This is a genomic window from Rhizobacter sp. (genome assembly GCF_031412075.1).
Classification (GTDB): domain Bacteria; phylum Pseudomonadota; class Gammaproteobacteria; order Burkholderiales; family Burkholderiaceae_C; genus Rhizobacter.
Genome location: NZ_JANOCG010000269.1, coordinates 1 through 21,150, shown reverse-complemented (window position 1 = coordinate 21,150; position 21,150 = coordinate 1). Strand labels below are relative to the sequence as shown.

At 65.6% G+C, this 21,150-nt stretch carries 20 protein-coding genes; 6 read left to right on the top strand and 14 right to left on the bottom strand.

Annotation, left to right across the window (positions count from 1 at the left end; translation table 11 throughout):
* On the top strand, positions 1-2,539 hold a 2,539-nt coding region (locus RMO40_RS09760), incomplete at its 5' end, for a winged helix-turn-helix domain-containing protein (protein WP_309719835.1).
* A gap of 8 nt (positions 2,540-2,547) precedes the next feature.
* Here RMO40_RS09760 and RMO40_RS09755 read toward each other — a convergent pair.
* The gene (locus tag RMO40_RS09755; RefSeq protein WP_309719832.1) at positions 2,548-3,513 is read right to left on the bottom strand and encodes an inositol monophosphatase family protein; all 966 of its coding nucleotides are present in this window, start codon (positions 3,511-3,513) and stop codon (positions 2,548-2,550) included.
* Between the two features lie 95 nt (positions 3,514-3,608).
* On the opposite strand from RMO40_RS09755, the gene RMO40_RS09750 reads away from it, so the two are divergent.
* Together RMO40_RS09750 and cysE are read left to right on the top strand one after the other, a co-directional pair.
* On the top strand, positions 3,609-4,343 hold the full coding sequence (locus RMO40_RS09750) for an RNA methyltransferase (RefSeq protein WP_309719829.1): 735 nt from the start codon (positions 3,609-3,611) through the stop codon (positions 4,341-4,343).
* Positions 4,344-4,385: 42 nt separating this feature from the next.
* Positions 4,386-5,150: a serine O-acetyltransferase gene (gene cysE, locus RMO40_RS09745; protein ID WP_309719826.1), complete on the top strand. Its 765-nt coding sequence runs from the start codon at positions 4,386-4,388 to the stop codon at positions 5,148-5,150.
* Here cysE and RMO40_RS09740 read toward each other — a convergent pair.
* Genes RMO40_RS09740 through yjgA form a run of 3 tightly spaced genes read right to left on the bottom strand, consistent with a single transcriptional unit; the run spans position 5,131 to position 8,958 of the window.
* Positions 5,131-7,785 carry an EAL domain-containing protein gene (locus RMO40_RS09740; RefSeq protein WP_309719815.1) on the bottom strand — a complete coding sequence of 885 codons (2,655 nt, stop codon included), beginning with the start codon at positions 7,783-7,785 and terminating at the stop codon, positions 5,131-5,133. The genes cysE and RMO40_RS09740 overlap by 20 nt on opposite strands.
* 23 nt (positions 7,786-7,808) lie before the next feature.
* Positions 7,809-8,420 carry a molybdopterin adenylyltransferase gene (gene mog / locus RMO40_RS09735; RefSeq protein ID WP_309719813.1) on the bottom strand — a complete coding sequence of 204 codons (612 nt, stop codon included), beginning with the start codon at positions 8,418-8,420 and terminating at the stop codon, positions 7,809-7,811.
* A complete protein-coding gene (gene yjgA, locus RMO40_RS09730; protein ID WP_309719811.1) occupies positions 8,413-8,958 on the bottom strand; it encodes a ribosome biogenesis factor YjgA in 546 nt (181 codons plus the stop codon). The genes mog and yjgA overlap by 8 nt, the downstream gene beginning before the upstream one ends.
* A gap of 90 nt (positions 8,959-9,048) precedes the next feature.
* On the opposite strand from yjgA, the gene pmbA reads away from it, so the two are divergent.
* Positions 9,049-10,437 carry a metalloprotease PmbA gene (pmbA, locus tag RMO40_RS09725; RefSeq protein ID WP_309719808.1) on the top strand — a complete coding sequence of 463 codons (1,389 nt, stop codon included), beginning with the start codon at positions 9,049-9,051 and terminating at the stop codon, positions 10,435-10,437.
* 140 nt (positions 10,438-10,577) lie between these two features.
* A complete protein-coding gene (locus tag RMO40_RS09720; RefSeq protein ID WP_309719807.1) occupies positions 10,578-11,660 on the top strand; it encodes a TRAP transporter substrate-binding protein DctP in 1,083 nt (360 codons plus the stop codon).
* A 69-nt stretch (positions 11,661-11,729) separates the two neighbouring features.
* On the opposite strand, the gene RMO40_RS09715 is transcribed toward RMO40_RS09720, so the two are convergent.
* The 7 genes from RMO40_RS09715 to RMO40_RS09685 form a co-directional block, all read right to left on the bottom strand.
* A complete protein-coding gene (locus RMO40_RS09715) occupies positions 11,730-12,176 on the bottom strand; it encodes a hypothetical protein (protein WP_309719804.1) in 447 nt (148 codons plus the stop codon).
* On the bottom strand, positions 12,173-13,669 hold the full coding sequence (locus RMO40_RS09710; protein ID WP_309719801.1) for a TRAP transporter large permease subunit: 1,497 nt from the start codon (positions 13,667-13,669) through the stop codon (positions 12,173-12,175). The genes RMO40_RS09715 and RMO40_RS09710 overlap by 4 nt, the downstream gene beginning before the upstream one ends.
* A 106-nt stretch (positions 13,670-13,775) precedes the next feature.
* Complete coding sequence (locus RMO40_RS09705; RefSeq protein ID WP_309719799.1) at positions 13,776-14,315, bottom strand: TRAP transporter small permease subunit; 540 nt, start codon at positions 14,313-14,315, stop codon at positions 13,776-13,778.
* 228 nt (positions 14,316-14,543) lie between these two features.
* Positions 14,544-14,888, bottom strand: coding sequence for a TIGR01244 family sulfur transferase (locus tag RMO40_RS09700; protein WP_309719796.1), 345 nt, complete (start codon positions 14,886-14,888; stop codon positions 14,544-14,546).
* Between the two features lie 14 nt (positions 14,889-14,902).
* Positions 14,903-15,349 (bottom strand): GatB/YqeY domain-containing protein, encoded by a 447-nt coding sequence (locus RMO40_RS09695; RefSeq protein WP_309719792.1) that lies wholly within the window; start codon positions 15,347-15,349, stop codon positions 14,903-14,905.
* A 77-nt stretch (positions 15,350-15,426) separates the two neighbouring features.
* Complete coding sequence (gene rpsU, locus RMO40_RS09690; protein WP_047484337.1) at positions 15,427-15,639, bottom strand: 30S ribosomal protein S21; 213 nt, start codon at positions 15,637-15,639, stop codon at positions 15,427-15,429.
* Positions 15,640-15,805: 166 nt separating this feature from the next.
* Positions 15,806-17,014 (bottom strand): aminoacetone oxidase family FAD-binding enzyme, encoded by a 1,209-nt coding sequence (locus RMO40_RS09685; RefSeq protein ID WP_309719781.1) that lies wholly within the window; start codon positions 17,012-17,014, stop codon positions 15,806-15,808.
* A gap of 56 nt (positions 17,015-17,070) precedes the next feature.
* On the opposite strand from RMO40_RS09685, the gene RMO40_RS09680 reads away from it, so the two are divergent.
* Complete coding sequence (locus tag RMO40_RS09680; protein WP_309719778.1) at positions 17,071-18,219, top strand: MFS transporter; 1,149 nt, start codon at positions 17,071-17,073, stop codon at positions 18,217-18,219.
* On the opposite strand, the gene RMO40_RS09675 is transcribed toward RMO40_RS09680, so the two are convergent.
* From RMO40_RS09675 to ybiB, 3 genes are read right to left on the bottom strand one after another with little or no spacing between them, the layout of a single operon-like run.
* Positions 18,203-19,336: a sterol desaturase family protein gene (locus RMO40_RS09675; protein ID WP_309719776.1), complete on the bottom strand. Its 1,134-nt coding sequence runs from the start codon at positions 19,334-19,336 to the stop codon at positions 18,203-18,205. The genes RMO40_RS09680 and RMO40_RS09675 overlap by 17 nt on opposite strands.
* Before the next feature lie 48 nt (positions 19,337-19,384).
* The gene (gene cobA / locus RMO40_RS09670; RefSeq protein ID WP_309719774.1) at positions 19,385-20,155 is read right to left on the bottom strand and encodes a uroporphyrinogen-III C-methyltransferase; all 771 of its coding nucleotides are present in this window, start codon (positions 20,153-20,155) and stop codon (positions 19,385-19,387) included.
* Positions 20,152-21,105: a DNA-binding protein YbiB gene (gene ybiB, locus RMO40_RS09665; protein ID WP_309719771.1), complete on the bottom strand. Its 954-nt coding sequence runs from the start codon at positions 21,103-21,105 to the stop codon at positions 20,152-20,154. Before ybiB ends, cobA begins: the two co-directional genes overlap by 4 nt.
* Positions 21,106-21,150 lie beyond the last annotated feature (45 nt).

Sequence of the window (21,150 nt, the reverse complement as noted above, 5' to 3'; positions counted from 1 at the left end):
GATGCAGCAGCGCCTGACCCTGCTGCTGGCCCCCGCCGGTTACGGCAAGACCTCGGCGCTCACGCGGCAGATCCGCCAGCTGCCCGAGGGCTGCGCGCTGGCCTGGGTGTCGGCCGATGAAGACGACCAGTTGCAGCGATTCCTGTCATGCCTCACCGCCGCGCTCGAACCGTTCGACCTGCCCTGGCGCGTGGCACCCGAAGCGCTGGCTCTGCTGGCGCAGGCCGAGCAAGGGCTGCGCGACGTGGCCGCCGAGCTGGTCAACGCGCTGGCGGGTGCGGAAAGCGAGCGCGGCTTGATCGTGGTCGACGACGCCCACCGCATCAACGACCCACGCATCTTCAGTCTCTTGCAGGCCCTGCTGGAGCGACTGCCAGCGCCCTGGGGCCTGGTGATTGCGAGCCGCGTGGAGCCGCCGCTGTCACTGGCGCGCATGCGTGCCGAAGGCGAGCTGGCCGAGTTCCGCCAGTTCGAGCTGCGCTTCAACGAGGCCGAGGTGGCCGCCTTGCTGGCCACCAGCGAGTCGCCGGTGGCATCGGTGGCTTCGGCCAGCGAGCTGCTGGAGCGCACCGATGGCTGGGCAGCCGGGTTGCGGCTGAGCTTGTCGGCCCGCCCTGGTGCGCCGCGTGCGAGTGCGCCCACGCAGCGGCACCTGTTCGATTACCTGGCCGCCGAGGTGCTGGACGAGCTGCCCACCGACCTGCGTGGCTTCTTGTTGCGCTGCTCGGTGCTGCCCGAGCTGACGGCGGCGCGCTGTGCCCACGTCAGCGGCGAGGCCCAGGCGGCGCGCCTGCTGGAAGACATCGAACGCCGCGGCCTCTTTGCCAGCGTGATGGAAGCCGACGAGTTCACGCTTCGCCTGCACGACCTGTTCCGCGACTTTCTCGAAGACCGCCTGCAACGTGAGCACCCCGACGAGCTGCCGCAGCTGCTGCGCCGTGCTGCCAAACACGAGGCCGACCTGGCGCGTGCCGTGGGCTACCTCACCCGCGCGGGGGCGTGGGGCGAAGCCAGCACAGCGCTGGTGGCTCGCGCAGCCGAGCAGCTGAGCGTGGGCGGTGGCCCGGCGCTGGAGCAGATGTTGGCGCAGTTTCCCGCCAGCGAGTTTGCGCAGCGCCCCGACCTGCCGCTGGTGCGCGGGCTGGTCGCCTGGCCGCGTTTTGATTGGGACACCTTGCTCGTGGCCATGCTGCAGGCCGCTGAAGGTTATGCACGTGCCGGCCGCGAGCGCGATGCGGCGCTCACCTGCGCCAATGTGTGCTCCGGCTTGCACCACGCGGGCCGCCTGGCCGAAGCCTCACGAGAACTTGCGCGCTTGCGTGAGCTCAAGCTCGACGACGCGGCGCGTGCCTTCATCTACTTCACGAGTGCCTGGGACGCGTTTGCCAATGCGCGCTGCGAAGAGGTGGCGCCCATGTATGCGCAGATGCTCGGTTGCCTGGAGCGCACACCGGTGCCTCTGTTGTGGGTGCAGTTCCCGATCCACTGCGTGTTTGTCGGGCTGCCTGGCATGCAGCCGCTGCTGGAGCGTTTTGCGTCGGGCGCGATGCGGGTGTGTGGCGACTCGCCAACCCAGCTGCGTGCGGCGGTGATGCACATTCGCGCCTGGACGGCCCTAGCCGCAGCGCGGCTCGACGAAGCCGAACAATGGCTGACCCGTGCCGAAGACGACTGCCGCTGGCTGGGCATGCCGCGCGTGGTGATCACCGAAAACCGCCTGGCGCGCACGGTCCTGCATGCCTTGCAAGGCGACGCCCAGGCGAGCCATGCGGTGGCGAGGGAGCTGGTCGACGACATTCGCCTGCACAGCCCGCTGAGCCACCGCCAGGTGCATGAGTCGGAGGTCTTGTTCGTGCACCAGCGCGCCGCCTGGATCTTGCAAGACCACGCCGCGCTGCGCACGCTGGACGCCGAGCTGCAGCGCGCCGGCAATGCCTTCGAGTGGACCGCTGCGCCGCTCAACCGAGCGCTGAGCCAGGCCTTTGTCGCGCTGATCGACGGGCGGCTGGCCGATGCACAAGCGCTGCTGGAGCCGCTGGCGCACGACATCAACCGTTCGCTGTTCTACCCCGCCACCCAGGCGCGGCTGATGCTGGCCGACGTGCTATTGCAGCGTGGCCAGATCGACGCCGCGGCGGCGACACTGCAGCCGTGGTTCGACAGCGTGCGCGATGGCCGTGAGATCGGTGGCGCCTTGCTCGCCGGGCCGCAGGTGCTCGGCCGCTTGCACGGCACGGCGTGGGGCCACCGGTTGGCAGCAGCGGATGTGGGGTTGCTGGCGCGGCTCTCGTCTGCCACCCGTTCAGCGCTAGCGGAAGAAGCGCCTGGGCTCAAGTCGAACAGCGTGGCCGGCCTGAGCGAGCGCGAGAGCGAGGTGCTGGCCTTGATCGCTGCGGGCGACAGCAACAAGCTGATCGCCCGCGCATTCGACCTGAGCCCGCACACCGTGAAGCGCCATGTGGCCAACATCCTCGGCAAGCTGGGGGTCGACACCCGCGGCCAGGCGGCAGCGCGCTGGCGCGAGCTGCAAACGCGTTAGCTCTTGCGTCAGTTCTTGCCAGGCAGGTCAGCCTTGCGGATGCGCACGGCCTGTCGCTTGGGTGCTTCGACGGCGGGCGCCGGCTGCGTGGCGATCAGCGCGTCTTCGGGGGTGAGCGCAGCGGCGTCGTGCGGGGCTTGAGGCGCGTGGCCGTCCTTGCCCTCCTTGATGACACGCGTGTAGGGCGCCAGGATGTTGACCAGCTGGCCATAGATCTTCGGGCTGCCGGCCACCACTTCGCGCTGGTACATGAAGTCGGACTCACCGGTGAAGTTGCCGATCAGGCCACCGGCCTCGGTGATCATCAGCGAGGCGGCGGCGATGTCCCAGGGGTTGAGGCCGGTTTCGAAGAAGCCGTCGTAATACCCGGCGGCCACGTAGCAGAGGTCGAGTGCGGCGGCACCCGGGCGGCGCACGCCGGCGCAGGCCTGCATCACCTCTTCGAACATTTTCACGTAGCGCTGGAAGTTGTCGCCCTTGCGGAAGGGGAAGCCGGTGCCGATGAGCGAGTCGGACATGCGGGTGCGCTTGGACACACGCAGGCGCTTGTCGTTCATGAAGGCGCCGCGGCCTTTGGAGGCGTAGAACAGGTCGTTGCGCGTCGGGTCGTAGACGACAGCCTGTTGGATCTGGTCTCTGAAAGCCAGCGCAATCGACACCGCATAGAACGGCAGGCCGTGGATGAAGTTGGTGGTGCCGTCGAGCGGGTCGATGATCCACACGTATTCACTGTTCTTCGCGCCATGGGTGCGGCCCGACTCCTCGGCCAGGATGCCGTGGCCGGGGTAGGCGGTGAGCAGGGTTTCGATGATGACCTCTTCGGCCCGTTGATCCACCTCGGTCACGAAGTCATTGGTCGACTTGGTGGTGACCTTCAGGGTGTCCACATCGAGCGAAGCGCGGTTGATGATGCTCCCCGCTTTTCGGGCCGCGATGGTGGCGACGTTGAGCATGGGGTGAAGCGCTTGCGACATGGGAGGTCCTGCAAAGGGAAGGGCGGTGGATTGGCGATGAGGAAAGAGCAGGTGCGGCTGAGGCGGCACGGATAATCGAATTTTACCCGCCGCCCATGGACCCCACCCGTTTCATATTGCTCAACACCAGCCACCCCGGCAACGTGGGCGCCACGGCGCGGGCGATGAAGGTGATGGGTTTTGGTGACCTGGTGCTGGTGGCGCCCCGTTTTGCCGACGTGCTGATCCAGGAAGAGACCGTCGCCATGGCCAGTGGCGCGGCCGACATCCTGGTGCGGGCCCGTGTGGTGGACACACTCGCCGAGGCCCTGGACGGCGTGACATTCGCCTGCGCCACCGCCATGACGCCGCGCGACTTCGGGCCGCCCACCCATGCGCCGCGCGAGCTGTTGAAGACGCTGGCAGGCAGTGAGCACCGCGTCGGTTTCGTCTTCGGCTCCGAGCGCTTTGGCATGAGCAATGACGACGTGTACCGCTGCCATGCCTGCCTCAGCATCCCCACCCACCCCGACTACGGCTCGCTCAACCTGGCGCAGGCAGTGCAGCTGCTGGCTTATGACTGGCGGCAGGCGCTGGGCGGTTTTGGCGTGGCAGCACGCACCACGCTGCCCGAGCAGGCCGACGTGGCGGCGGTGCAGGGCTTGCTCTCACATTGGCAAGAGGCGCTGGCCGACATCGGCTTTCTCGACCCGGCCTCACCCAAGAAGCTGATGCCGCGCCTGAACCAGCTTTTCAACCGTGCGCAGCTCACGAGCGATGAGGTGCACATCTTGCGCGGCGTGGCACGGGCGATGCAAAGGCCCCAGCCGCCGCGCGGCCAGCAGGAATGAAGACCCGCCGCTAAACTGCCCCGCACACACTCCCGATTCATCATGTTCCAGCGCCTTCGAGAAGACATTGCCTGCATCCTGGAGCGCGACCCCGCCGCGCACTCCAAGTTCGAGGTGCTGACGTGTTACCCGGGCCTGCACGCGCTGGTGATGCACCGCTGGGCGCATGCCTGCTGGACCAGCGGCTCGCGTTGGCCAGCGCGTTTCATCTCGCACCTCGCGCGGTTTTTCACCGGCATCGAGATCCACCCCGGCGCGGTGGTGGGCCGGCGTGTGTTCATCGACCACGGCATGGGCGTGGTGGTGGGCGAGACGGCCGAGATCGGTGACGACTGCACCATCTACCAGGGTGTGACGCTGGGCGGCACCTCCCTGACCAAGGGCGCGAAACGCCACCCGACGCTGGGCAAGGGCGTGATCGTCGGCGCCAATTCGCAGGTGTTGGGTGGCTTCACGGTCAACGATGGCGCACGCGTGGGCTCGAACGCCGTCGTGCTCAAGGAGGTACCGGCTGGTGCCACGGCGGTCGGCAACCCGGCGCGCATCATCCACAAGGAGCAGGACGCGCGGCGCGAAGAGGCCGCAGCGCGCATGGGCTTTTCGGCCTATGGCATCACTGAGAGCGACGACCCGCTGTCGCAGGCGATGAAGGGTTTGATCGATAACGCTTCTGGCAATGCGCACCAGATTGCCTTGTTGTGGGCGGCCATCGAGAAGTTGTCCATCACCCGGCAGGATTGCGTTCCCAGCGACGCGCAAACCACAGAAACCTTCGACGCCGAAAGCCTCACCCAGCTGATGAAGTGAGCGCGTTGTCACGCAACAGCGCAGCGAACTCCGCGGCCACGATCGGTTTGCTGAAGTAGTAGCCCTGCATCTCGTCGCAGGCCTGGTCGCGCAAGAAGGTCTGCTGCTCGACGGTTTCAACGCCTTCGGCGACCACGGTCAGGCTGAGCGTCTTGCCCATCGCGATGATGGCGCTGGTGATGGCCTTGTCTTCGGAGTCGGTGGCCAGGTCGCGGATGAACGAGCGGTCGACCTTCAGCGTGTCGATCGGGAAGTTTTTCAACTGGCCGAGCGATGAGTAGCCGGTGCCGAAGTCGTCGATCGCCAGGCGCACGCCCAGTTGTTTGATGGCAGTGAGCAGCTTGATCGCACGGTCGATGTTGTGGATCAGCATGCCTTCGGTGATCTCGAGCTCCAGCAGGCCCGGGCTCATGCCGGTTTCCTTCAGGATGTTGGCAATGTCGTGGAGCAGGTTTTCGTCGGCGAACTGGCGCACCGAGAGGTTGACCGCCATGTTGATCGGCGGCAGGCCCTCGCGCTGCCAGGCCACGTTTTGCTCGCAGGCCGTCTTGAGCACCCAGCGGCCGATGTGGACGATGAGGCCGGTTTCTTCGGCCACCGGGATGAACTTGGCCGGCGAGACCGAGCCCAGCTCGGCGTTGCTCCAGCGCAGCAAGGCTTCGACGCCCGTGATGCCACCGGTCTTGAGGTCGAGCTTGGCCTGGTAGTTGAGGGTGAACTCGTTGCGCTCCATGGCGCGGCGCAGGTTCGATTCGAGGGTCAGGCGCTCCAGCGACTGCGTGCTGATCTCGCTCGAATAGAACTGGAAGTTGTTCTTGCCCTCTTCCTTGGCGAAGTACATGGCGCTGTCGGCGTTTTTCATCAGCGTCTGTTCGTCTTCGCCGTCGCTCGGGTACATGGCGATGCCGATGCTGGCGGTGACACGACACTCCTGCCCGACCAGCACCATCGGCTTGATGGCGGCCGAGAGCATCTTGCGCGCCACGGCGCTCGCATGCTCGCGGTCGTTGACTTCTTGCACCAGCACCACGAACTCGTCGCCGCCCAGCCGGGCGATCACGTCGCTCGCGCGCAGCGTCTGCCTGAAACGGAAGGTGATCTCCTTGAGCAAGGTGTCGCCCGCTTCATGCCCCAGCGTGTCGTTGATGAACTTGAAACGGTCGAGGTCGATGAACATCACCGCAAAGCCGCGCTTGTAGCGAGACGCCGTGGGAATCGCCACGTTCAACAGGCTGCTGAACATCATGCGGTTGGGCAGGCCGGTGAGGCTGTCGTGCCGCGCCATGTGGTGGATGTGCTCTTCGGCCACCTTCTGTTCGGTGATCTCGCGCGAGATGCCGCGGTAGCCGGCGAAAGCGCCGCTGCTGTCATACATCGGCTCGCCGCTCATGCTGATGTAGTAGGCGCGGCGACCCGGCGCGATGCGCTGCATGATCACGTCGCGAAACGATTGGCGCTGGGACAAGGTCTCGCGAAAGCTCTCCCAGCCACCAGCGTCCTGCACGTGCAGGGTGCTTTCCCAGATGCGCCGCCCGAGCAAGGGGTTGGGCTGGGCGTGCTCGCTCGCGGCGCGGCTGTCCAGCCGGGTGAAGCGGTACTCGCTGTCCTGTTCCCAGTACCAGTCTGACGACAGGTTGGTCATGGCGCGAAAGCGTGCCTCGCTTTCGCGCAGGGCCGCATCGATGCGCAGGCGCTCGGTGATGTTGCGCAAGATGCCGCGAAAGCCGATGGGTTTGCCGTCCGCGTCTTTCACCAGCAGCACCGACCCTTCCACGTTGATGACGCTGCCGTCCTTGTGCAGGTACTGCCACGACTGGCCCGTCTTGGAGTGGCCGGTGCGGTAGACCTCGTTGAAGGCTGTGAACACCACGGCCGCCATCTCGGGCGTCTGGCGGTTGCGGTTGTCTTCGCCGACGCGGTAGTCGTAGTCGTATCCCAGCATCTGTGAAAACGCGGGGTTGTGATAGACCGGCTTGCCGCGCACGTCGACCTCGTAGTAGGCGTCGTCCAGGCTGTCGAGGATGTTGCGGAACTTCTCCTCGCTGTGGCGCAGGGCTTCTTCGGTGCCCCGTCGCTCGGCCTCGCGTTCGAAGTTGCCGAGGGCGAACGCGATGTTGCTCGCCATGCGCTCGAGCAAGGCGATGATGTCGTCGCTGAAGGCATTGAGCTCACGCGAGTAGAAGAGCATCACGCCGATGGCCTGGGTGCCGCGCACGATCGGCACGGCTGCGCCTGAGGCGACGCCGGCCGCACGTGCCGACTCATGCCAGGGCCGTGTGCGCTCGTCGTGCATGAACTGGTTGCTGATGGCCGAGCGGCGGTGCCGATAGGACTCTCCGACCAGGCCTCGGCCTTCGGCGGTGGCTTCGTCCACCGAGATGCGCACCGTGCGCAGCTGCTGCGCGGCCAGGCCCGATGCGGCCTCGACCTTCAGCCAGGCGGTGTCGGCGTCGGGCGCGGTGACGGCGGCGGTGAGGAACTTGCGGCCCTCTACCGCCGCGTCGCACACGCGCTGGAAGAGTTCACTGGGTGTCGCGGCGTAGAGCAGAGCCTCGTTGGTGGCACCTAGCACCGCGTACATGGATGCGAGGTGCTGGTCGGCAGTCTCGGCGGGTTCGCGGGGTGTTGCGCTCATGCCGTGGTCTCCTCAGTGATGTGTCACTGTGTTGGCGTGCGTTGCGCCGATTTGGGCCTGAAGGCCTTGCAGATGTTCCCGTCGGTTTCCAGATACGGGCCGCCGATCAGGTCGACGCAATACGGCACGGCGGCGAAGATGCCGTGCACCGGTGGTTGCGCCTGGGGCAGGCCTTCCAGCGTCTCGGCGATGGATTTGGGCTGGCCCGGCAAATTGATGATGAGTGCCTTGCCGCGGATCACCGCGACCTGGCGCGACAAGATCGCGGTGGGCACGAAGCGCAGGCTGATCTGGCGCATCTGCTCTCCGAAGCCCGGCATCTCCTTGTGTGCCACGGCGAGTGTGGCCTCGGGGGTCACGTCGCGCGGAGCGGGGCCGGTGCCACCGGTGGTGAGCACCAGGTCGCAGCGGGCGCCGTCGACCAGCTCGCAGAGTGTGGCGCTGATGGTCGCCTGCTCGTCGGGGATGAGCCGCGTTTCCCAGTCGATGGGGTTGTGCAACGCGCGGGTCAGCCAGTCTTGCATTGCCGGGATGCCCTTGTCTTGGTACACGCCAGACGACGCGCGGTCGCTGACCGACACCAGGCCTATCCGCACACGGTCAGCAACGCGCTCGGAGGCCGGCTCGCTACTCATCACCGATGGCGTGGGTCTTGATGAACTGGAACAGCTCGCGGTAAGCACGCCCGCTGCGCTGTTCGGGCGCGGCGGCGGCGTCCTTGCGGGCGGCGCGGATGAGGCTGCGCAGCTGTTGCAGGTCGCTCGCCGGGTGCTCGCTCGTCCAGCGGGTGAGGGCATCGTCGCTTGCCAGCAGCTCGACACGCCAGCGTTCGGCTTCGTGCAGGGCCAGCGAGTCTTTGGCGCGACCGAGCTGCATTGCGGCCACTGCTTCGCGGATCGGCTCGACATCGTCCTTGCGCATCAGCTTGCCGATGTATTGCATCTGGCGGCGCTTGCCTTCGAAGGTGCGGGTGCGCTTGTATTCGGCCACCGCGTCGCGCAGGCGCTCGGCGATGGGCAGGTCGACGATGCGGTTGTCGGGCAAGGCCACGAGCGCTTCGCCGAGGGCCTGCAACTCGTGGCTGTCCTTCTTGAGCTGCGTCTTGCTCGGGCGGTCGTAGAACTCGCCGTCGTCGTTGTCGGCAGCAGGGGTAGACGGTGATTGGTTCGCCATAGGTCGCCGGTATGATAGCCGCGGCCCTCCCTCATGGGCGCCTTGTATGGGTCGCCGACCCGTGCACTACACCACTGAACGCCGCTGCGCATGACCTCATCCTTGTCTTCACACCACGGTTTTTCGTACTCCCGCGACACCTTTGCCCAGCTTGTGGACGACGCGCTGGCCATGGCCAAGAAGCTGGGTGCGAGCGACGCCGGGGTCGAAGTGTCGGAAGGGGCGGGCCTGTCGGTTTCGGTGCGCAAGGGCGAGATCGAAAACGTCGAGCGCAACCGCGACAAGTCGATGGGCGTCACGGTCTACATCGGCCAGCGGCGTGGCAATGCCAGCACCTCCGACTTTTCGCGTGCCGCACTCGAGCAAACGGTGCAAGCGGCCTATGACATCGCCCGCTTCACGGCCGAAGACCCGGCCGCGGGCCTGCCAGACGAAGCCGACCTTGCACTGGGCGAGGCGGCCCAGCTCGACCTGGACCTGTTCCACCCCTGGGACATCAACGCTGCGCAGGCGGCCGACATCGCCACCCGCTGCGAGGCGGCTGCACTGTCGGTCGACAAGCGCATCACCAACTCCGAAGGCGGCGGAGTGTCCGCACAGCAGTCGCACTTCTTCGCCGGCAACAGCCGCGGCTTTCGCGGGGGTTATGCGAGTTCGCGCCATTCGTTGTCGGTCGCGCCGATTGCGTCGTTGCCCGGCAAGGGCGGCGACGACATGCAACGTGACGCCTGGTACAGCTCGATGCGTGCGCCGGGTGATCTGGCTGCGCCCGAGGCCGTGGGCCGTTACGCCGCCGAGCGGGCCTTGTCGCGCCTCAACTCGCGCAAGATCAAGACCTGTGAAGTGCCGGTGTTGTTCGAGTCCACGCTCGCCGCCGGTTTGCTCGGCGCCTATGTGCAGGCGACCAGCGGTGGCTCGCTCTATCGCAAGTCGTCGTTCCTGCTCGAAAGCCTGGGCCAGCAAGTGCTGCCCGAGCACATCGACATCCACGAAGACCCGCACCTGCGCGGCGCCAAGGGCAGCGCGCCGTTCGACGATGAAGGTGTGGTGACGCAGGTGCGCGACGTGGTCAAGGCCGGTGTCGTGCAGGGCTACTTTCTTTCCAGCTACTCGGCTCGCAAGCTGGGCATGCGCACCACCGGGCATGCAGGCGGCTCGCAGAACCTCATCCTCACCAGCCGGCTCACCCAGTCCAGCGACAACCTCGAAGCCATGTTGCGCAAGCTCGACCGTGGCCTCTTCGTCATCGAGCTGATGGGCCAGGGCGTCAACTACGTGACCGGCGACTACTCGCGCGGTGCGGCGGGTTTCTGGGTGGAGAAGGGGCGCATCGCCTACCCGGTGCACGAGATCACCATTGCCGGCAACCTGCGCGAGATGTTCAAGCGCATCACCGCGGTGGGTGCAGACACCTACACCATGGGCACCAAGACCATCGGTTCGGTGTTGATCGAGCGCATGAAAATCGCAGGCCACTGAACGCGTGATGGGCTGACGCTACGCTGACCACCGGCGCTGCGAGTACGCGGAATTGCGCACGGGTAAATCCCGTTCAGACGCTACCGACCCCCTCCTAGAATTTGGCAGCAAAACTGCTTTGGCCAATCAGGAGACTATTCATGCAGCGCCGTTCCTTTGTTCATGGTGCCGGTATCGCCGGTGTGTTGGCTGCGGGCACCGCCCCGGCCATTGTTCACGCTCAAACTGCCATTCGCTGGCGTCTTGCTTCGAGCTTTCCGAAGGCGCTCGACACCATTTATGGCGCCGCCGAGGTGTTCGCCAAGGCTGTCACGACGATGTCGGGTGGCAAGTTCCAGATCTCTGTTCACGCGGCCGGCGAGCTGATGCCTGCTTTCGGCGTGGTCGACGGCGTGCAGGCTGGCACCGTCGAGATGGCGCACACCGCACCCTATTACTTCTTCGGCAAGGACCCCACCTTCGCTCTCGACTGCGCCATTCCCTTCGGTCTCAACAGCCGCCAGATGAGCGCCTGGATGTACGAAGGCAACGGCCTCAAGCTGACGCGTGAGTTCTATTCCAAGTTCAACATCGTCAACTTCCCGATGGGCAACACCGGCGCACAGATGGGCGGCTGGTATCGCAAGGAGATCAAGTCACTGGCCGACATCAAGGGCCTGAAGATGCGCATCGGCGGCTTCGGTGGCGCGGTGCTGGCTCGCATTGGCGGCGTGCCGCAAAACATCCCCGGCGGCGAGATCTACCAGGCGCTCGAGAAGGGCACGATCGACGCGGCCGAGTGGGTGGGCCCGTACGACGACCTGAAGCTCGGCTTCAACAAGGTGGCGCCCAACTACTACTACCCCGGCTGGTGGGAAGGTGGCCCCCAGCTCTCGCTGTACATCAACAACAAGGCCTTTGAAGGGCTCTCGCCCGAGTACAAGGCCATCGTCGAGGCGGCAGCTTCGCAGGCGCACGTCGACATGCAGGCCCGCTACGATGCACGCAACCCGGCTGCGCTGAAGCAGCTGGTGGGCGCAGGCACCAAGCTGTTCCGCTTCCCGAAAGACGTGATGGAGGGCGCTTTCAAGGAAGCCATGGCGCTGTACAGCGAACTCAGCAGCACCAACCCGGCCTGGAAGAAGATCTACGAAGACTACTCAGCCTTCCGCCGCGACGCCAACCTGTGGTTCCGCTTCACCGAAGCCGGCTTCGACGACTTCATGCAGGCGCAGAAGCTGTAATCGCTGTCAGCACGCTGCAGTTCATCAAGGGCTCCCGGATGGGGGCCCTTTTTGTTTGTGCTGGAGCCGTCAAGCCGTTGGTGGACCGCTGCCGCCCACCAACCGGCCGAACGCGGCCAGCACCTGTGGATCGGCGGTCTGGAACACGATCGTGCCGGGCATGCGGGTCTTGACCATCAGGCGAGGCGAGATCAGCCAGGTGAGATAGGGGATGTGGATCAGCTTGATCTGCGTGATGTCGGTCAGCGCGACCTGCTTGTCGCTGAACCAGGTCTGGCGGATGTGCGTCTCGCTGATGCTGGTGCGGCTGCGCAAGATCCACACGAAGCAGCCGATCACGAAGCCCAGCATCATCAGCAGGAACACCCACGCCACCCACGAGCTGGGCTGAGCCAGCAGTTGCGGCAGCACGCGCCAGCCGTAGACCACCATGCCGAGCACCAAGGTGGTGGCGAGCATCTTGACGAGGGGCGTGAAGGCCGGCCCTTCGAGACGGGCCGGTGCGGCGTCTCTCATTTGGGCGCGCTTGCGGCGTCAGCCGGCTGTGTCTTGAACAGGTCGTCGATGTTCTGATTCTTGTCGCCGTAGCCTGTCTCAGTGGGCGCTTCGATCTTCACCTTGTCGAGATCAACCTTGATTTCCTTGTCGAGGAAGACCGTGACGGTCTGCGGGAAGAAGATGACGATCACGACCAGCACCAGCTGCAGGACCACCCACGGAATGGCGCCCAGGTAAATGTCGTTGGATTTCACTTTCTCCGGGATGCCGCCATTCTTGAACAAGGTGTCTGAAATGCCTCGAAGGTAGAAGAGCGCAAAGCCGAAGGGAGGGTGCATGAAGCTCGTCTGCATGTTCACGCACAGCAGCACGCCGAACCAGATCAGGTCGATGCCCAGCTTGTCGGCCACCGGGCCGAGCAGGGGCAAGATGATGAAGGCGATCTCGAAGAAGTCGAGAAAGAAGGCCAGGATGAAGATGAAGATGTTGACGGCGATCAGGAAGCCGATCTGGCCACCCGGCAGATCCAACAGCATGTGCTCGATCCACTTGCCACCATCGACGCCCTGGAATACGAGCGAGAAAACGCGAGAGCCGATGAGGATGAACACCACCATCGCGGTGATGCGCATGGTGTTCGTCATGGCATCTTTCACCAACGCCCAGCTCAGTCGCCTGTGGATGGCAGCGAGTATGAAGGCGCCCACCGCGCCCATGGCGCCCGCTTCGGTCGGTGTGGCGATAGCAGTCTTGATACCGGGCAGGCCGCCCATGCTGCCCAGCACGGCGAAGATCAGAATGGCCGAGGGGATGATCCCGCGCAGGCACTTTCCCCACAGCGCCCAGCCGTTGAGCGTGCGTGCGCTCTTGGGCACGCCGGGCACATGCTCTGGCTTGATGCGCGACAACAAGAAGGTGTAAAGCGCGAACAGCAGCACCTGCAGGATCGACGGGCCCCAGGCGCCCTTGTACATGTCGCCCACCGAACGGCCCAACTGGTCGGCCATCACCACCAGCACCAGGGAGGGCGGTACGAGCTGTGTGATGGTGCCCGAGGCGGCCAGCACGCCGGTGGCGTAGCGCATGTTGTAGCCGTAGCGCATCATCACCGGCAGCGAGATCATCGCCATCGCGATCACCTGGCCGGCCACGGTGCCGGTGATGGCGCCAAGGATGAAGCCGACGATGATCACCGAGTAGCCAAGGCCGCCACGCATCGGGCCGAAGAGCTGGCCCATGGAGTCGAGCATGTCTTCGGCCAGGCCGCACTTCTCCAGGATGGCCCCCAACAGCGTGAAGAAGGGGATGGCCAGCAGCAAATCGTTGGACAGGATGCCGAACACATTGAGCGGCAGGTTGGCCATGAAGTTGACCGGGAACCAGCCCATCTGGATGGCGATGAAGCCGCACAGAAGGCCCAAGGCCGACAGCGAGAACGCCACCGGGAACCCGATCAGCATGATCAGGATCAGCCCCAGGAACATCAGGGGCGCGAAGGTCTCCATGCTCATGACAGCCCCTCGCCCGACGAGTACAACGGTCGATCCCCCGAGGGGATGCGGGCCGGCTTGGGAGCGGCCCGGTGCTCGGCCTGTTGCGTGCTTGCCTTCATGCGGCTCATTGCAACGGCCTCTCGTAGTGGATGTCCATGTCGTACTTGTGCATCAGCCACCCGACGCGTTTGATGATCTCGGCCAGGCCTTGCAGGATCACGAGGCTGAACCCCAAAGGCAGGGTCAGCATGGCGGGCCAGCGCACCAGCCCACCCGCGTTGTTGGACATCTCGTTGGTCTCGTACATCTTCACGAACAGCGGGAAAGAGAAATACAGCATCGCAAACATCACCGGCAGCAAGAAGAAAACCAGGCCGAAGAGATCGATGAAGACTTGGGTCTTGCCGGACCAGCGGCCGTAGAGCACGTCGACTCGTACATGCTCGTTGACGCGCAGAACCTGCGATGCGCCGAACATCACGCAAGCGGCGAACAGATACCACTGAATCTCGAGGAATGCGTTGGAGCTAATGCTCAGGCTGTAGCGGACGAGGGCGTTGGTGGCGCTGATGAAGCACGACGCGATGACGGCCCATTTGGCAATGGCGCCGAACGCATCGGAAATCGAATCGACGAACTTGGCGAAGGCAAGCAGCGCGTTCATGCGAAGAGAGTCCCGGTGGTGGATCGGAGATCGGAAAGACGCCGCTGTAGCCTGGCGAGGGAGCGGCGGATTGTAGGGAGCCGCATTGTGGCGACGCCACGGGCGTTTCCCTGAGCGGTCGAGCGAGTGAGAGAGGGTGGCATAGGCTGTATCAGACAACGGCCGACGAAGTGCCGCAACGGGTCTAACAGCTACGTGAAACTACGGGCCAGGTAGGTCGGGTGGCGTTCAGCCGCCGGTCGCGGCGCGGTACAGCTTGCCCGAACGTGCGCCGGAGCGACAGAAGGCCAGGATGGGCTTGGGCAGCTCGGACAGCAGCTCGGCCATGCGGGCGATCTCTTGCGGTGTCTGCACCCCCGGGTTGACCGGCAAGAAGGCGTAGCGCAGGCCGGCCGCCAAGGCGGCGGCCTCCATCTGCGCGTGGGTGGGCTGGTCAGGGCCGCCTTCGTGGTCAGGCCGGTTGTTGATCACGCTCTTGAAGCCGTTTTGCGCAGCCCAGGCCATGGCCGCTGGGTCGAGCTGGGGAGCGGCGCAGACGCCGGGGCCGATTTGCTGGACGTTCGGTGTGTTCATGCGCAGCTTTCACATCAGCGGCTGAGGGCCTGTTTCACCGCCGCAGAGACGGTGCCCATGTCGGCCTTGCCGGCCAGTGCGGTCTTCACCGCGCCCATCACCTTGCCCATGTCGCCGGGGCCGCTGGCGCCGAGGTCGGCGACGATCTTGGCCACTTCAGTGGCCACCTCGTCGACGCTCAGGCGCTTGGGCAAATAAGCTTCGAGCACGTTGAGCTCGGCAGTTTCTTTCTCGACCAGGTCGGGCCGGTTGCCGGCCGCGAACTGCGTGATCGAATCGCGGCGTTGTTTGATGAGCTTGTCGATGATGGCGATCACCGCGGCATCGTCGAGCACGACGCGCTCGTCGACTTCTTTCTGCTTCAGTGCCGCGAGCAGGCCGCGGATGGTCAGCAGGCGCGCCGAGTCCTTGGCGCGCATGGCGGTCTTCATGTCTTCGGTGATCTGGTCTTTGAGGCTCATCATGTGCTCCGCACGAGGGGTAGAAACGACAAAGCCCGCTTGGCGCGGGCTTCGACTGCGTTGAGCGCCAGGGGCGATCAGTACATGCGCTTGGGCAGCTGCATGCTGCGAATGCGCTTGAAGTGGCGCTTCACTGCAGCAGCCTTCTTGCGCTTGCGCTCGGCCGTGGGCTTTTCGTAGAACTCGCGGGCGCGCAGGTCGGTCAGCAGGCCCAGCTTTTCAATCGTGCGCTTGAAACGGCGCAGAGCCACGTCGAACGGCTCATTCTCTTTGACGCGAATAGAAGTCATAGATCCAGAAGTTGATGCGCTCGGTGTTCGCCCGGTGTCTCAGGGTGGAGGTTCCGGAATCCAGCCCCTTGACTTGCAAGAGAAAGCTTGGACGAATCGCAGCGCGGGTTTTTGCCAGCAAAGACCGCGATTATATGCACACCGCCAGGGTGATGCAAGATTCTTGTTAGCGGGTGCTCTCTGCCTTGGAAGCGGCCATCGCCCGGGCACAAGCCGCGGCGCTGGCCCAGGCCCATTGGAAGTTGTAGCCGCCCAGCCAACCGGTGACGTCGACCACCTCGCCGATGAAGTGCAGCCCAGGGATCTTGCTGCTTTCCATCGATTGGGAGCTGAGCTCCCGGGTGTCGACGCCCCCGGCGGTGACTTCGGCCTTGCGGTAGCCCTCGGTGCCGGAGGGCGTGAGCTCCCAGCTTTCCAGGCCCTGGGCGAGCTGCTGCAGGTCGCGGTCTCGCACATCGGCCAGCAGCCGGTCACCCAGGCCGGGCTGACGGGCCAGCCAGCTGTCGGCCAGGCGGGCGGGCAGCACGGCCGCGAGCTCGGTCGCCAGCTTGCGTTTGGAGCCGAGTTTGCTGCGGGCCAGGTGCCCAGCCAGGTCGGCGCCGGCGGCCAGGTCGATCTTCAGCGGCGTGCCGGGCAGCCAGAAGCTCGAAATCTGCAACACGGCAGGGCCGCTCAGGCCGCGGTGGGTGAACAGCAGGTCTTCAAGGAACCGGCCTTTGCCGCTGTAAATGTCGACCGGCAGCGACAGGCCGGCCAGACTCACGAAAGGCGCCCACTGGGCGGCGTTGAAAGTGAGCGGAACGAGGGCCGGGCGCGTTTCGACGAGGCGGTGGCCGAACTGCTTGGCCAGCCGGTAGCCAAAATCAGTGGCGCCGATCTTGGGGATCGACAAGCCTCCGGTGGCGACGACCACTCGCGCTGCGCGCACAGGGCCACGCTCGGTGTCGAGCTCGAAACCGGCACCGGCCTGCCGTACCTCCTGCACGCCGCAGGGTTGCCAGCGGGTCACGTGGCCCTGCTCACATTCACGCAGCAGCATGCCGATGACGTCTTCGGCCGACTCGTCGCAGAACAGCTGCCCCTTGTGCTTCTCGTGCCAGGCGATGCGGTGGCGTTGCACCAGGGTGATGAAGTCTTGCGGCGTGTAGCGGGCCAACGCCGAGCGGCAGAAGTGCGGGTTGGCCGAGAGAAAGTGGGCTGGCCCCGCGTCGCGGTTGGTGAAGTTGCAGCGGCCGCCGCCCGAGATGCGGATCTTTTCGGCCACCTTGGGCGCGTGGTCGATCAGCAGCACCGTCACGCCCAACTGCCCCGCCACACCGGCGCAAAACAAGCCTGCGGCTCCCGCGCCGATCACCACCGCATCAAAACTCTGCATCGGCGGATTATCGCGAGGCTTCCTAGAATCGCGCGCTTCAGCCCGAGCCTCGCCCCATGATCCCTTCACCCTCACAGCACGCCCAGGCCACCTGGGCCGTGCGTTTGCAGTTCTTCGTGGCGGGCGCGCTCTTTGCCACCTGGGGTGTGCATGTGCCCACCGTGAAATTGCACTACGCACTCGGCGAGCAGGCCCTGGCAATCGCCATGCTGGCGGCCGGTGTAGGTGCCGTGGGCACGCTGACGCAGGCCGGGCGCATCGTGGGGCGGCAGGGCCCGCGCCGCGCCACCATCGTGTCGGGTGTGTTGTGCGCCCTCAGCGTGGGGGCGCTGTTGGTGTCGAGCCACTATGCGGTGCTGTTGGCGTTGATGGTGGTGTTCGGTGCCGGCATGAGTTTGTTTGACGTGTCGATCAACGCCGCTGCCAGCGACCTGGAGCGCCTGGGTGGGCGCAGCCTGATGAGCGGCTTTCACGGCATGTTCAGCCTGGGCGGCATGGCCGGGGCGGCCCTGGGCAGCGCCTTGTTGGCGCGCCAGGTGGAGCCCAATGCGCACCTGCTCGGCATGGCTCTGAGCTCGTTGATTGCGATCGTGGCCGCGGGCGCGGTGATGCTGCGCACCGTGGCCGGTGCCTCCGAGGACGCGCCGCGCTTTGCGTTGCCACGTGGCGTGCTGGCACTGCTGGGCATTCTGGCCGCGCTCGGTTTGATTGCCGAAGGTGCGATGTACGACTGGAGCGTGCTCTACATGACACAGGAGCTGCACAGCGAGCCGGGCTTTGCAGCCTTGGCTTATGCCAGTTTCAGCGCGGCGATGGCGGTAGCGCGCTTTGGGGGTGACTGGGTGCGCGAGCGTGTCAGCCCACCGTTGCTGATGAGTTCGAGCGCTGCGCTGGCCGCAGTGTCCATGGCGGCCGTGCTCTGGATCGCCCACCCTGTCGCCGCTCTGGTGGGGTTCGCGCTGGTCGGCCTGGGGTTTGCGAACGTGGTGCCGGTGCTGTTCAGTACCGCGGCCAAGTTCGACGCCAACCCGGCGCACGGCATTGCCGTGGTGGCGTCACTCGGCTACCTGGGAATGATGGCCGGCCCACCCTTGATCGGCATCATTGCCGAGTACTCGTCGCTGACCGCGGGTCTCGTGTCGGTGGTGGTGTTCGCCGCGGTGCTGTCCGTGGCCGCACCGCGGGTGCTCAGCCCTTCCAGGTGAACGGGAACTTCAGCTGCTTCCAGAAGCCGTTGGGCACGTAGTCGCCGACCACGCCGTACTGGTCCGGCCAGGCGCGGTCTGACTTCACGGCCGTGCCAAACAGGTAGTCCAGGAAGGCGAAGTGCGCCGCGTAGTTCTTGTCGATGGCCTCGTTGTCTTGCGAGTGGTGCCAGTGGTGGAAGTTGGGCGTGACGATCAGGTAGCGCAGCGGCCCGAGCCGCACGCTCACGTTGGCGTGGTTGAACACCGCCTGGAAGCCGACGATCACGATGTAGGCGTCGATCACCGGCTTGCTGAAGCCCAGCACGTAGATCGGCGCCAGCACCAGCGTGCGGGTGATCAGCAGCTCGAGAATGTGCTGACGCGAGCCGGCCAGCCAGTCCATGCTTTTCACGCTGTGGTGCACCGCATGCAGGCGCCACAGCAGCGGCACCTCGTGGTAGGCGCGGTGCGTCCAGTACTGCACCAGGTCGGCCACCAGCACGATGAGGAACACCGCCACCCAGAAGTTGAGCCCCGCCACCCAGCCGCGGATGCCGTCATTCGCCGCCCATCCGAAAAGCTTGTGCACCAACAGGTTGGTGGCCAACAGGATGAAGCCGACCACCATGTGGTTGACGATGAAGTGGTGGAAGTCGGTCTGCCACTCGGCGCGAAAGACGGGTTGGTCTTTGCGCAGGGCGAAGAGCTTCTCGATGAAGATGAAGATCAGAGTGGAGCCCAGCAGGTCGAGGATGAACCAGTCGAGCCCGATGTAAGGCGTGTTGTCGGGGAAGTTGGGGTTGACGGGTACGGCGTGGGCACCCAGCAGCACCGTGAGCGCCACGATCACGAAGGCCGAGGCCGACAGCCAGCGCGCGCGGCCCCGAATGATGTTCAGCAAGGCGAGCGAGCCCGAGAGCACCAGCGCACCGAGCATCACCTTGCGGATGATGTCGACGTTGTAGCTCTTGCGCAGCTCGGGCGTCGTCAGGTACTCGGGGAAGTGGAAGGCAATCACCCCCAGCAGGCACAGGATGCCCAGCGACAACGCGATCACTCCGCTGACCATGCCGTGCCCGGGCCGCAGCTCGCCGTGTGATTCAGAAAGCTGGTTGAGTTTGTCGAGCTTGATCATGCATCCCTCTTTTTTTGTGCGCGCCGATTATCGGTCGCCAAAGAGGGCTCAGGCGGCGCGCGTCGCCCCTGATTCGTGGGCCAATTCACGCGCCAAAGAGGCCACGCCGCGGATCACGTCGCCCACCACGATGATGGCGGGGCTGCCCAGGCCTTCGCGTTCGATCAGGCCCGTCAGGTCGCCGAGCAGGCCCACGGCATGGCGTTGTTGCGGCAGGCTCGCGTGCTGCACCACGGCGACCGGGGTGTTGCCGCCCAGGCCTTGCAGCAAGCCATGCTGCAGGTGGGCGGCCTGCGACACCCCCATGTAGATCACCAGGGTGAGGCCTTGTGCGGCAGCGGCCGCCAGCGTGGGCCAGTCGATGGCGGCGTCTTGGCCCTTGGCATGGCCGGTGACGAAGATCACGCCATGCGCATGGTCGCGGTGGGTGAGTGGTACGCCCAGTGCCGTGACGGCGGCCAGGCCCGAGGTGATGCCATTGACGACGTCGACCGCGATGCCGAGCGCACGCAAGTGCTCCACCTCTTCGCCGCCTCGGCCGAAGACGAACGGGTCGCCGCCCTTGAGCCGCACCACACGCTCACCCTTGAGCGCTTCAGCGGCCATCAGCTTTTCGATGAAGGCCTGCGGCGTGCTCGCGCAACCGCCGCGTTTGCCCACATGGATGATGCGAGTGGAGCGGCGTGCGTAGCGCAGCACCGCCTCGCCCACCAGGTCATCGACCAGCAGCACGGTGGCGCGGCGGATCGCGCGCACGGCCTTGATCGTCAAGAGCTCGGGGTCGCCCGGGCCGGCACCGACCAGGGTCACGTGGGTCAAGCCAACTTCTCCTGCGGGTGGGCGTGGGCCAGGGCCGCCCGCGAAGCGAGCAGGCAGGCCACCTGCTGCGCCAGCGGCCCGGGCGCTGGTTTTTCGCCGCTGATGACGGACTGGATGTACATGGCGGTGGTGGCCGCGTCGCAGGTGCGCGGCAGCACCGGCAGCTCGCGCAGCACACCGTCGTGGGCGGGTACCGACAGGTCGTTGCGCAAAAAGCCGTCGATGAACACGTCGAGCCGGGGCAGGCGGCGCGGGTCGGCGACCGGTTCGCCCTCGGTGCCGCGCATCAAGAGCGCGTTGGCCACCGTGTTTTGCAAGAACTCGGTGAGCATGGTTGCGTACTCGGGATGCGTGTAGTTGACGACGCGCAGCGCCGTGCCAGCGGGGCAGGGGTCGAGCAGCTTGGCGATGGTGTGGCCCGAGTTGCGCAAGCCGATGGTCCAGCGTGCGTCGAGCAGGCGCGCCAGGGGTGGGCACAGCAGGTCGGTGCGGATGTAAACAGGCTCGCGTCGCTGCCATGCAGCGGACACGTCGCCCGCGTCGCGCGCCACAGGCAAGCCCAGGTCGTGAAAGATCTCGGCGGTGGTCACGCGGCCCGGGTCTTCAGGCATGCCGTGCACCAGCACCGGCACGTCTTCCTGCGCCAGCAGCAAGGCCAGCAGCGTGGTGAGGTTGGGCAGCTTGCGTGCACCGTTGTACGACGGCAGCACCACCGCCGGCTGCCGGGTGGTGATGGGCAGGCAGCGTGCGGTGGCGGCCTGCAGGAAGCCTGCGGTCTCGTCCACCGTCTCGCCCTTGATGCGCATGGCCATGGCAAACGCGCCGAGCTCGAGGTCGGTCACGTGGCCGTCGAGCACCTGGCTCATCAGGTCGTGCGCCTGCTCGGTGTTGAGCGAGCGGGCGCCTTCTTTGCCGCGGCCGATTTCTTTGATGTAGTGGCTGATGCTCATGGTGTATCCCTGGTTCTGTTTCGCAAGACCCGGGCCATGGGATGA